Origin of the sequence: Pseudomonas migulae NBRC 103157 (genome assembly GCF_002091715.1) — a bacterium.
Classification (GTDB): Bacteria; Pseudomonadota; Gammaproteobacteria; order Pseudomonadales; family Pseudomonadaceae; genus Aquipseudomonas; species Aquipseudomonas migulae_A.
On record NZ_BDAG01000074.1, the window covers coordinates 1 to 12355 of the forward strand.

The following is a 12355-nucleotide window of genomic DNA, read 5'->3' on the forward strand; positions in this document are numbered from 1 at the left end:
ATTGTTAAAGAGCGGTTGGTTGAGCCTTTCGTCTCAACCGAGGCGCGCACTTTACAGCACGCCTCCTCTAGTTGCAACCCTTAAAAACTAATGATTTTGTTATCAAAATCAATCGCTTAGGCCAGAAGCAACATCAAGCTGCTCGCTAGCGGGAGGCGAATAGTACAGGATTAAAATACGCGGTCAACCCCCGCTTAAAAATTCTTTTCCCTATCGAAGGTATCCGCCAGGCCGATCCACACCGTCAGCGCTGGGCGATAGATTTCAAGCCACCATCAGTTCGTTGGCCACCACTGCCCCACCCTCCCCCCAGCGCCTTATAGATAGCAACAATTCCCCGGTACTGATCAATTTCCCCCAGCGCCTGAGCATCCTCGGCGTTCAGCCGTTCACGCTGCGCATCCAGCAGTACCAGATAATCCACCGTGCCTTCCTTGTACTGGATAGCCGCCAGGTCTGCCGCCGCACGGCTCGACTCGCTTTGCTTGATCAACGACAGCAACCGCTGCTGGCGTTTGCCGTAATCGCTGAAAGCGTTTTCCGATTCTTCCAGCGCCAACAGCACTTGCTGTTCATAGGTGGCCAAGGCGCCTTCGGCATTGGCGTCGGCACCACGAATGCGCGCCCGTACACTGCCCAGGTCAAATGCCGCCCAGGTAATGCTCGGACCCAACCCCCAGGCCCTGGCCGCGCTGGCGCCAATCTGCGAACCACGGCCTGCAGTGAAACCGAGGAATCCACTCAGGCTCACTCTCGGAAACAGGTCGGCGGTGGCCACGCCAATATCAGCAGTAGCGGAAGCCAGCCTGCGCTCGGCGGCAAGCACATCGGGACGCCGGCGCAACAATTCGGCGGGATCACCGATCGGCAGCGCTTTGGCAATAGCGGGCAACTCGGCGGGGTTCAACGACACGCTCAATGTATCCGGGCGTTCACCCAAGAGCGTGGCGATGCGGTTTTTCTGCCGCACCTGCTCCGCTTGCAGTTGCGGAACAGTTGCCTCGACAGCCGCCAAACGTGCGTCGGCACGCACCACATCGAGTTCGCTGCCCACGCCCGCGTCGCGCAGGCTGACCGTCACGGTGCGCGAGTCCTGTTGATTCTTCAGGTTCGCCAGGGCGATTTTTTCCCGCAGCTGCGCGCCGCGCAATTGGCCGTAGGCATCCACCAGCTCGGCAATCATCGTCACGCGAAGCTGATACAGGTCTGCCGCTGCAGCATCTTCCTGGGCGTCGCTGGATTCCAGTTGGCGCTGGATCCGGCCGAAGAGATCGACTTCCCACGCCATGTCCAGGCCCAGATCGTAACGCTCGATATTGACTCGGCTGTCGGTCTGGCCCGGCACTTGCGACTTGCCATGCTGACTGCTGACGCGGCTGGTGACGACCGGCAGATTGTCGTTACTGATGTCGTCACGAATCGCCCGGGCCGCTTTCCAGCGAGCAAACGCGACGCGCAAGTCGCGGTTGCCTTCCAGGGACTTGCTTACCAACTGGTTCAGCGTGGGGTCATCGAACTGCTGCCACCACACCGTTTCAAAACGCGATTGATCGTAGTGTCCGGCTTGCGCCGACACGATGTTGGCAGGCGCGGTGTCGGGCGCTTTGTAGTCGGGGCCCACCGTGCAGGCGGCGAGCGCGACGACCAGAAGGCTGGGTAAAAAAAGCTTCAAGGTATTCATGAATGCGCCTCCTGATTGAGTGCGTTTGCCTGATGAGCCTTGGTGGCATTGCGCGCGTTTTTGCGCTCGATGTAGCGACGGATCAGAACGAAGAACACTGGCGTCAGCAGCAATCCGAAGAAGGTCACACCGAGCATTCCGGAGAACACCGCGACACCCATTGCACGACGCATTTCCGAGCCGGCACCAGTGGATGTCACCAATGGAATCACGCCCATGATGAAGGCGAAGGACGTCATCAGAATCGGCCGTAGGCGCAGGCGGCAGGCTTCCAGCACTGCATCCAGCGGCGACAGGCCCTGGTCCTGTTTGTCCTTGGCGAATTCGACGATCAGGATCGCGTTCTTGCAAGCCAGGCCGACCAGCACGATCAGGCCGATCTGGGTGAAGATGTTGTTGTCACCCTTGGAAATGATCACCCCGGCAATCGCCGACAGCAGGGTCATCGGCACGATCAGAATCACCGCCAATGGCAGGCTCCAGCTCTCATACAACGCAGCCAGCACCAGGAACGCCAACAGCACGCAGAGCGGGAACACCAGCAGAGCCGTGTTGCCGGACAAGATCTGCTGGTAGGTCAGGTCGGTCCATTCGTAGGTCATGCCGTTAGGCAATTCTGCCTTCAGCAGTTTTTCGATGGCGGCCTGTGCCTGGCCGGAGCTGTAGCCGGGGGCTGCACTGCCGTTGATTTCTGCGGTGAGGAAACCGTTGTAGTGCGAAACCCGGTCAGGGCCCGATGTCGGGCTGACCTTGACGAACGTGGCCAACGGAATCATCTCGCCGCGATCATTGCGCACCTTCAACTGACCGATCTGTTCAGGCTCCTGGCGGAACTGTTGCTCGGCCTGCACGTTGACCTGATAGGTCCGGCCGAAACGGTTGAAGTCGTTCGCGTACAGCGAGCCCAGGTACACCTGCAAGGTGTCGAAGATATCGTTGATCTTCACGCCGTGAGTCTTGGCTTTTTCCCGGTCAATGGCGGCTTCGACCTGCGGCACGTTGACGGTGTAACTGGTGAACAGGTTGGCCAGTTCCGGAACGCTACGGCTCTTGGTGATGACGTTCATCGTCTCTTTATACAGCTCGTCATAACCCAGGTTGCCGCGGTCCTCGATCTGCAGACGGAAGCCGCCGATGGTGCCCAGGCCTTGCACCGGCGGTGGCGGGAATACAGCGATGTAAGCATCCTGAATGCCACCGAACTTGGCATTGAGCGAGGCGGAAATCGCGCGGGCTGACAGGCTCGGGTCTTTACGCTCATCGAAAGAACTCAAGCCGATGAACGCAATGCCGGCGTTCGGGCTGTTGGTGAAACCATTGATCGACAGCCCGGGGAATGCCACGGCGCTGTCGAAACCCGGCTCGTTCATGGCGATGGTGCTCATGCGGCGAATCACCGATTCCGTTCGATCAAGGCTCGCGGCATCCGGCAGTTGCGCGAAGGTCACCAGGTACTTTTTGTCCTGAGTCGGTACGAAGCCGGTCGGCGTAGTGCTGAAACCCATGTAGGTCATGGCGATCAGTCCGGCATATACCAGCAAGGCCACGCTGCTGCCGCGAATGATTTTGGCCACGCCAATCACATAACCATGGCTGGCCTTTTCGAAGACACGGTTGAACGGCTTGAACAGCCAACCGCCAAACATGCGATCCAGCACTTTGGAGAAACGATCTTTCGGGGAGCCATGGGCCTTGAGCAACACGGCCGCCAATGCCGGCGACAAGGTCAGCGAGTTGAACGCCGAGATCACCGTGGAGATGGCAATGGTCAACGCGAACTGTTTATAGAACTGTCCTGTCAGCCCGGAGATGAACGCCGCTGGCACGAACACCGCACACAACACCAGCGCCGTGGCGATGATCGGCCCGGTCACTTCGCCCATGGCTTTTTGGGTGGCCTCCTTCGGGTCGAGGCCCAACTCAATGTTTCGCTCGACGTTCTCCACCACCACAATCGCATCGTCGACCACGATGCCGATGGCCAGCACCAGACCGAACAGCGACAAGGCATTCAGCGAGAAGCCAAACAAATGCATCACCGCAAACGTACCGATCAGCGACACCGGCACCGCCACCAACGGAATGATCGAGGCACGCCAGGTTTGCAGGAACAGGATCACCACTAGCACTACCAGGACCAGCGCTTCGAACAGCGTATGGACCACCGCTTCAATCGAACTGCGGACGAAAATGGTGGGGTCATAGACGATCTCGTAGTCCATGCCTTCCGGGAAATTCTGCTTGAGCCTGGCCATCGTCTCCCGTACCTGGTCGGAGACGTCGATCGCATTGGAACCGGGTCGCTGGAAGATCGGCATCGCTACCGCTTCCTGGTTGTTGAGCAGGGCGCGCAATGCGTATTGGTTGGAACCCAGTTCAATCCGTGCGATGTCTTTGAGGCGAGTGATCTCGCCGTTCGCACCGCTGCGGACGATCACGTTTTCAAACTCTTCTTCGCTGACCAGCCGCCCCTGGGAGTTGATCGACATCTGAAAGCTCGTGGCATTGGGCGCCGGGGGCGAACCCAGTTGCCCGGCCGCGACTTGACGGTTCTGTTCACGCACCGCGTTGACGACGTCTGTCGCGGTCAGGTTGCGTGAAGCGGTCTTGTTCGGATCGAGCCAGATACGCAGCGAGTAGTCGCCGATACCGAACATCTTTACGTCACCGATACCGTTCAGGCGCGTCAGCTCATCCTTGACGTTGAGGATTGCGTAGTTGGACAGGTACAGCATGTCGTAGCGCTTGTCCGGCGAGGTCAGATGCACAACCATTGTCAGTTCGGGTGACGCCTTGTCGACGGTAATACCGATGCGCGTCACTTCTTCGGGCAGTTTTGGCTCGGTGCGGGTCACACGGTTCTGGACTTGAACCTGGGCATTGTCCAGATCGGTGCCCAAGGCGAACGTCACGGTGAGGGTTAGCCGGCCGTCAGCCGTGGATTGCGAGGACATGTACAGCATGTTCTCGACGCCGGTGATGGCTTGCTCCAAAGGAGCCGCCACGGTTTCGCCGATGACTTTCGGGTTGGCGCCCGGATAGTTGGCGTGGACCACGACGGTCGGTGGAACCACCTCGGGGTATTCGCTGATCGGCAACTGGAACAGCGAGATGGCGCCAGCGATCAGAATCAGCAGCGACAGCACCGCCGCGAAGATCGGGCGCGTGATAAAGAACTGGGAGAACTTCATGTCGATGCTCCTTATCCGCGAGGCGCAGCGGCAGCTTCCGCTTTCACCAGAGCGGGTGATTTAGCGGAGGTCGTCTGATTGGAGGCATCGATCGCCTGACGCTGGCGGGCCAGTGTGGCGACCGTTTCCGGGCTGGCCATCGGCGCATCCTGAGGGTCGATGACTGCGCCGGGCCGCACACGCTGCAGGCCATTGATGACGATGCGATCTTCTTTTTTCAGACCGCTGCGCACGATGCGCAAGCCTTCAAGCTTCGGCCCCAGATCGACGCTGCGATAGACCGCTTTGTTGTCCTGATCGACCACCAGCACGAATTTCTTGCCGAGGTCGGTGCCCACCGCTTCATCTTTGATCAGCAGGCCGGGATAGGCGGCGCTGCCCACCAGTTTCAACCGGGCATACAGACCGGGGGTGTACTGACCGTCAGCATTGTCGAACACTGCGCGGCCACGGATGGTGCCGGTTTTCGGATTGACCTGGTTGTCGACAAAGTTCATCTGCCCGAGGTGGCTGTTGCCCTCCTCGTTCGACAAGCCCATGTACACCGGGGTGGCTTGACCGCGCTGGCCCTGACGGGAAAGCAGGCTGTACTTGAGGAACATGCGTTCATCGGCATCAAAGTAGGCGTAGACCTTGTCGGTGGAGACCACGCTGGTCAGCGCTGTGGTGTCGGCGGTCACGATGTTGCCAGCGGTGATTTCCGCACGGCTGACACGGCCGCTGATCGGTGCGGTGACGCGGGTGAAGCTGAGGTTCAAACGCGCCAGATCCAGCTGCGCCTGAATGGCATCGACGCCAGCCCTGGCTTCTTGCGCGGTGGTGGTGCGGGTGTCGGCCAGCTCGGCGGAGATCGCGTTACTGCTCAACAACCGCTGGCCGCGCTGCGCTTCGTTACCGGTACGAACCAGCGTGGCGCGAGCCTGTTGCAACTGAGCCTCGATGCGATGCACTTCATGTTCGAACGGACGTGGATCAATCTGGAACAGCAAGTCGCCCTTCTTCACCAACGCGCCATCGGTAAAGGCAACGCGTTCGATCTGCCCCGAAACCCGTGGACGAACCTCTACAGTTTCCGGTGCTTCCAGGCGAGCGGTGACTTCATCCCATTCGGTAATGGGCTGCTCGAGCACCTTGGCGACGGTGACATGCGGCGCCCCCGGAGCCTGCGCGGCACTGGGCGTGCGTTCACAGGCGGCAAGTGCCACCAGCGCCAACGCGGCAAGGGGATAACGCAAAGGTTTGAGTGACTGTTCCATGGGGTATGTCCGCCAGACGATTTATGAATTTTCCGGATTCTCGGCCTCGCGCGAGGTCACGACGAATCGAATGAAATGAAGTTGGCTATCATCAATAATGATAGCCGTCATGTTTAAGGACAAAAAAGGGGATCGGCCCGGTCAAACCTTGGTATTGGTGATCGCAGTACGAACGCAATCCAGCGCCGGCCCCAGCGTCTGCGCCGCACTCAATGCCCGTGCGGTGGGCACCATCCGGCGACCGATGCGCTCGAACAAAGGGTCGTTGAACAGCTTTCTCAGTCGCACCAGTGCCGCGCTGACAGCGGGCTGGCCCAGCGATAACTGCTCAGCAGCGCGAGTGAGGTTGCGTTCCTGGATGAGCGCTTCGAATACCACCAGCAAATTCAGATCGATACTGCGCAGATCATTACGTTTCATGGGTCAGGTCCACGTAGGGATTTTTGACTTGAGCCGCCGGCCCGGGATCGCCAGACTGGCGTCGATGCCGACAAAGCCATTGCAGCGACTTTATATGACGCGCATCATCAATACCAGCCTCTCAGCGAAGCTTTGCGTAAGCGAAACCAAACGGGCTACAGGAGCAGTCTCATGAAAGTCACGAAAGACCAGGCCGCCGCGAACAAAGAGGCAATCCTCACGGCCGCGTCGCGTATGTACCGGGAAAAGGGAATCGATGGCATCGGTATTGGTGAACTGTCGCGTTCCGTCGGCCTGACCCACGGCGGTTTTTACGGACAGTTTCCGGGCGGCAAGGAACAGCTGGCATCGGAGGCTGTAACCCGGACGTTCGAGTCCAATATTCAGGATTGGCAAGACGCCAAATCGATTCCCGAACTCATCAGGCGTTACCTGACGCAAGGGCATCTGAACAACTGGACCGACGGCTGCCCCATTCCGGCATTGGCCGCCGATGTTGCCCGCACCGGCGGCGCTGTCAGCAGTTCCTTCACCAAAGGCATCGAGCAATTGATCGACTTGCTGATGGAGTTGGTCGAGGGCGAAACCCATGACGAGAAGCACCAGGAATCGCTGCGCATACTGTCGTCGATAGCGGGGGCGATGCTGATTGCCAGGGCGCTGGACAACCCTGAGTTGTCCAGGCAGTTCCTGCAGTCGGTCATCGATGCATGGCCTGCTGCCTCTAAAACAGAAAAGCAGGCAAGCGTTTCAGCCTGCATTGACCGTCCAAAGGACGACTCAATCCCTCTCACTTGACGCGCGAATGCTCCAACACCACTTCCAACGGATGACGAAGTTGTCTGCTGGCCAAGCGTTTGACCTGACTGCGACACGAGTAACCCGTCGCCAGCGCTTCACCCATCTTGTCCAGTTTGCCGGCCCATGACTGCTCGAAAATGGTCCGCGAAGTGTCCTGGTTTCGTGCTTCATGGCCGTAGGTGCCGGACATCCCGCAACAGCCAGTCGCCTCCGTCACCAGCTTGAGTCCAAGCCGGGTAAACACGGCTTCCCATTGCGAAGTACTGGCCGGGACGTTGGTCTTCTCGGTGCAGTGCGCCAGCAAACGGAATGTCTGCGTAGCGGGAAGAGGGTTTTCAGGCAGCACATCGAAGAGCCATTCCTGGGGCAGCAAAACCTTCGGGCAGGCATTGAGCCCCGGCACTTTCTGGTACTCCTGGCGGTAGACCAGCGTCATCGCCGGGTCCAGCCCCACCAGCGGCACTTCGCAGTCAGCCAGCGCCTTGAGCTGACTGGCGTTACGGATCGCCGCCCTGGCGAATGCGCCGAGGAAGCCCTGGACATGCAAAGGCTTGCCGTTGGCACTGTAAGGCGCCAAAAACACCCGATAACCCAACTGGTGCGCCAACTCGATAAAGCTCGCCAGCAATGGGGTTTCGAAGTAACGGGTGAAGGCATCCTGCACCAGCACCACGCTACGCTGACGTTGCTCGACGGTCAGTGCGCGCAGGGCCGGCACGCTGGCGGCAACGACGTTGCAGCGAGTCAGGGTGGCCTGAAAGTCGTAGCGGTTGATCAACGGACTGTCGAGCATGCCGACGTGTCGTTCAAGCAAGCGGCTCATCCATTTCGCGCCCATCACCGCGTTGTACAGGCCCGGCGCGTAAGCCATATAAGGAATGGTGAACTCCAGCGAACCGATCAGATAGTCACGAAGCGGACGTTGATAGCGACCGTGATACAGCTCCAGAAAACGCGATCTGAATTCCGGTACATTGACCTTGACCGGACATTGCCCCGCACAGGATTTGCAGGCCAGACAACCCGCCATCGCCTCGTACACCTCGTGGGAGAAATCCGCCTCGCCCCGCGAACGCGCCAGGTTGTTGCGCAACCGCGTCGGCAACCCGCCAAGCCAAGACAACGTGCCCCGGGCCGCTTCCAGTACATCGATATTCGCCGCACCTTGCAGGCGCAACCACTCGCGAATCAGTGACGCCCTGCCCTTCGGCGAATGCTGGCGTTCACGGGTGGCTTTCCACGACGGGCACATCGCATCGTTGGGGTCGTAGTTGTAGCAGGCGCCGTTACCGTTGCAGTGCACAGCGCTGCCGAAACTTTGCCAGACACGCTCATCGATTTGCCGATCCAGATCACCGCGCAACGTGACTTCGTTGACTTTGAGCAAGCCCTGGACGGCATTCGGTGGCGTGCAGATTTTGCCGGGATTGAGCTGATTGTGCGGGTCGAACGCGCCCTTGAGCGATTGCAGCGCCGGGTACAGTTCGCCAAAAAATTCGGGGACATATTCCGAACGCAAACCCTTGCCGTGCTCGCCCCACAGCAACCCCCCATAACGCTGGGTCAGCTTGGCCACGGCATCGGAAATCGGTTTGACCAGCGCGGCCTGGGCCGGGTCTTTCATGTCCAGCGCCGGGCGCACATGCAACACGCCGGCATCGACGTGACCGAACATGCCGTAGGCCAGGCCGTAACTGTCGAGCAATGCACGAAACTCTGTGATGTAGTCGGCCAGTTTCTCCGGTGGCACGGCAGTGTCTTCAACAAAAGGCTGTGGCCGAACCTCGCCTTCGACGTTGCCCAGCAACCCGACGGAGCGTTTACGCATGGCGTACACGCGGGTTACCGCCTCGGCCCCTTCGGCCAGCGTATGGCCCAGGCGCTCGATCGTCGTGTCGGCCTGCAGATGCTCGACGAACGACGCCACGCGAGCGTTCACGTCCGACAGGTCTTCCCCGCTGAACTCCACCAGATTGATACCCAGCGTCGGGCGATCGGCGTCTGCCGGGAAATACTCGGCGACGCTGTGCCAGACGATGTCTTTCATCGCCAGCATCAACACTTTGGAATCCACGGTTTCGATGGACAACGGCTTGTGCGCCAGCAACGCATTGGCGTCGCGCAGCGCATCCATGAAGCTGCTGTAGCGCACGTTCACCAGCACCGAATACTTGGGAATCGGCAGCACGTTGAGCTTGGCCTCGACGATATAGCCCAACGAACCTTCCGCACCGCACAGCACGCTATTGAGGTTGAAACGCCCCTGCTCGTCTCGCAGGTGCGCCAGGTCGTAACCGGTCAGGCAGCGATTGAGTTTGGGGAACACCGACTCGATGAGGTCGGCCTGGGTTTCCTGTATCTGCCGCGCGGTGCGGTACACCTCGCCGATGCGGCCGGGCTGTGCGCATGCTGCCTCCAACTCAGAGTCGGACAGTGGATGGCTGTGCAGACGCTCACCACCGAGCAGCACGCTGTGCAGTTCCAGCACATGATCGCGGGTCTTGCCGTAGGTGCAACTGCCCTGGCCGCTGGCATCCGTATTGATCATGCCGCCGACGGTGGCACGGTTGGACGTCGACAACTCCGGTGCGAAGAACAGCCCATGAGGCTTGAGCGCGGCATTGAGCTGGTCCTTGACCACGCCCGCCTGCACCCGCACCCAACGCTCGGCGACGTTGATTTCCAGAATCGTGTTCATGTGCCGCGACAGGTCGACCACGATGCCGTCGGTCAATGACTGGCCGTTGGTGCCGGTACCGCCACCGCGCGGGGTCAGCTTGATCTGGCGAAAGCGCGGTTCGGCCATCAATGCAGCGATGCGCACGATGTCGTCGGCGTCCATCGGGAACACCGCCGCTTGCGGCAGGCGCTGGTAAATCGAGTTGTCGGTCGCCAGCACGGTGCGGGTGGCGTAGTCGGCACTGAGCTGACCGCGGAAACCGCTGGCACGCAGGGCTTGAAGAAATTCCGGGTACTGTGCCGCGAGTGCAACGGTGGGCAACTGGGCGATCATTGCAGGCTGTTCTCTTGTCGGTCTAATCACGAAAAAAAATCAAAATACTTGTCGCCTGGGCATTAATCGGTCAGCCTCAGGTCGTCGGCTGCGTCAATGATCCCGTAGGTTTTGGCGCCGGACAAACGCATAATCCTGCCGCTATCGATGACTTTTACGAATGAATTACCGCCACCTCACCCCCTCCATGTCGTTGCTGCTGGCCTTTGAAGCCGCCGCTCGGCATGAAAGCTACACCCGTGCCGCGATGGAGCTCTCACTGACCCAAAGCGCCGTCAGCCGACAAGTCCAGGCGCTGGAGCAGCAACTGGGCCTGACGCTGTTTCGCCGCGAAGGCCGGCAGGTGCAGCTGACCGATGTCGGTCGTCTTTATCAGCGGGAAATGAGTGAAGCGCTCGGACGCATCCGCAGCGCCACGTTGCAGGCGATGGCTTATCAATCGGGCAGCGGCACCTTGCGCCTGGCCACACTGCCAACGTTCGGTTCGAAGTGGTTATTGCCGCGTCTTCACGATTTCTACAAAACCCATCCCGGCATGCTGGTGCACATCAACTCCCGGATCGACGCCATCGACTTCGAAACCAGCGGCATCGATGCTGCAATCGTCGTCGGCAATTCCGACCTGCCGGGCCTGATCAGCCATCGTCTGCACACGGAAGAACTGATGGTGATCATGTCTCCACAAGCGGCCGAGGCCCATGACAGTTGGACCCCGGAGCGCATTGGCGGACAGACGCTGCTCAACGTCGCGAACAATGCCAACGTCTGGGGCGAGTGGTTCAGCCACCATGGCCTGCCCCATCGAATGATGCGTCTGGGACCGAGCTTCGAACTCACCTCGCACTTGATCCAGGCCGTCAGGGCCGGCATCGGCATCGGTCTGGTACCGCGCATCCTGGTCACCGACGAGTTGGCCAACGCCGAGCTGATCAGCCTCGGCCTGCCCTTCGCCAGTCAACGCAGTTACTACCTGACCTACCCGCCGCGCAACGAAAGGCTGCCATCGCTGATCGCCTTCCGTAGCTGGTTGCTGGAACAGATCTGACCGATGCCGCTGATCTGATTCTGTGGAAGCGAGCCTGCTCGCGAAGAACGTCTGGACGATGCGGGCAATCGGGTGCCCCGCGTTATCGTTGACGACCATCGCAAGCACGCTCAGCGCCGACAGGGGGCTGATTATCGTCCGAGGAACGCGTAGCCAAGCCCACGACCTTGGCGTCATCGCCGTCGTCGCCCAGGGACGAAACGCCGAACGGCAGAATTCGCTCTCTCGCTGGGCCGAGCACATTGCTCCACAGGGTTTCAAATGCCTCCGGCAGACTGCACTTTAACTCTCCAGACGTACGCCCCCCTGTAGGAGCCGACTTGCTGACGATCGCGTCCGTTCAGACGATCATCTTGTCGACTGCCCCACCGCGATCGCCAGCAAGCCGGCTCCTACAGGTGATTTGTGTAGTGCCTGAGTGCCGGATGAAATTCAACTAACCAGAGAATTCCTTGGACATACGCTCGATAGATTCACGGCCAACGTCGATGCGAGAGTCGAGACCGGCAATGTAGCGAGGGAAGCAGCCTTTATCGTCCTGCAGTACGACAAAACTCTCCAGACGTACGCACCCCTGTAGGAGCCGGCTTGCTGGCGATGACGTCCGTTCAGACGATCATCTTGTCGACTGACCCACCGCGATCGCCAGCAAGCCGGCTCCTACAGATGATTTGTGTAGTGCCTGAGTGCCGGATGAAATTCAATTAACCAGAGAATTCCTTGGGCATACGCTCGATAGATTCCCGGCCAATGTCGATGCGAGAGTCGAGACCGGCAATGTAGCGAGGGAAGCAGCCTTTATCGTCCTGCAGTACGACAAAACTCTCCAGGCGTACGCCCCCCTGTAGGAACCGGCTTGCTGACGATGACGTCCGTTCAGACGATCATCTTGTCGACTGCCCCACCGCGATCGCCAGCAAGCCGGCTCCTACAGGTGATTTGTGTAGT

Annotated in this window: 7 protein-coding genes; 2 read left to right on the forward strand and 5 right to left on the reverse strand. The window is 59.7% G+C overall.

Translation table 11 applies throughout. From position 1 onward, the window contains the following. Window positions 1–244: 244 nt before the first annotated feature. From PMI01S_RS30065 to PMI01S_RS30080, 4 genes are all read right to left on the reverse strand, one after another. Complete coding sequence (locus tag PMI01S_RS30065; protein WP_084323808.1) at window positions 245–1681, reverse strand: efflux transporter outer membrane subunit; 1437 nt, start codon at window positions 1679–1681, stop codon at window positions 245–247. Further along, window positions 1678–4872 (reverse strand): efflux RND transporter permease subunit, encoded by a 3195-nt coding sequence (locus PMI01S_RS30070; protein WP_084323809.1) that lies wholly within the window; start codon window positions 4870–4872, stop codon window positions 1678–1680. The genes PMI01S_RS30065 and PMI01S_RS30070 overlap by 4 nt, the downstream gene beginning before the upstream one ends. An 11-nt stretch (window positions 4873–4883) precedes the next feature. After that, the gene (mexE, locus tag PMI01S_RS30075) at window positions 4884–6128 is read right to left on the reverse strand and encodes a multidrug efflux RND transporter periplasmic adaptor subunit MexE (RefSeq protein WP_084323810.1); all 1245 of its coding nucleotides are present in this window, start codon (window positions 6126–6128) and stop codon (window positions 4884–4886) included. Between the two features lie 141 nt (window positions 6129–6269). Beyond that, the gene (locus PMI01S_RS30080) at window positions 6270–6548 is read right to left on the reverse strand and encodes a LysR family transcriptional regulator (protein WP_084323811.1); all 279 of its coding nucleotides are present in this window, start codon (window positions 6546–6548) and stop codon (window positions 6270–6272) included. Window positions 6549–6719: 171 nt separating this feature from the next. Between PMI01S_RS30080 and PMI01S_RS30085 the strand changes: the two genes are divergently transcribed. Then, on the forward strand, window positions 6720–7346 hold the full coding sequence (locus tag PMI01S_RS30085; RefSeq protein WP_084323812.1) for a TetR/AcrR family transcriptional regulator: 627 nt from the start codon (window positions 6720–6722) through the stop codon (window positions 7344–7346). On the opposite strand, the gene ydiJ is transcribed toward PMI01S_RS30085, so the two are convergent. Beyond that, window positions 7339–10362 (reverse strand): D-2-hydroxyglutarate dehydrogenase YdiJ, encoded by a 3024-nt coding sequence (ydiJ, locus tag PMI01S_RS30090; protein WP_084323813.1) that lies wholly within the window; start codon window positions 10360–10362, stop codon window positions 7339–7341. The genes PMI01S_RS30085 and ydiJ overlap by 8 nt on opposite strands. Before the next feature lie 160 nt (window positions 10363–10522). On the opposite strand from ydiJ, the gene PMI01S_RS30095 reads away from it, so the two are divergent. Beyond that, on the forward strand, window positions 10523–11407 hold the full coding sequence (locus PMI01S_RS30095; protein ID WP_084323814.1) for a LysR substrate-binding domain-containing protein: 885 nt from the start codon (window positions 10523–10525) through the stop codon (window positions 11405–11407). Window positions 11408–12355: the final 948 nt, after the last annotated feature.

Excerpts from the sequence above, each read along its gene's own strand:
- ydiJ (WP_084323813.1), bottom strand. The coding sequence starts at position 10,362 with ATGATCGCCCAGTTGCCCACCGTTGCACTCGCGGCACAGTACCCGGAA.
- PMI01S_RS30070 (WP_084323809.1), bottom strand. The coding sequence starts at position 4,872 with ATGAAGTTCTCCCAGTTCTTTATCACGCGCCCGATCTTCGCGGCGGTG.
- PMI01S_RS30085 (WP_084323812.1), top strand. The coding sequence starts at position 6,720 with ATGAAAGTCACGAAAGACCAGGCCGCCGCGAACAAAGAGGCAATCCTC.
- PMI01S_RS30065 (WP_084323808.1), bottom strand. The coding sequence starts at position 1,681 with ATGAATACCTTGAAGCTTTTTTTACCCAGCCTTCTGGTCGTCGCGCTC.
- PMI01S_RS30080 (WP_084323811.1), bottom strand. The coding sequence starts at position 6,548 with ATGAAACGTAATGATCTGCGCAGTATCGATCTGAATTTGCTGGTGGTA.
- mexE (WP_084323810.1), bottom strand. The coding sequence starts at position 6,128 with ATGGAACAGTCACTCAAACCTTTGCGTTATCCCCTTGCCGCGTTGGCG.
- PMI01S_RS30095 (WP_084323814.1), top strand. The coding sequence starts at position 10,523 with ATGAATTACCGCCACCTCACCCCCTCCATGTCGTTGCTGCTGGCCTTT.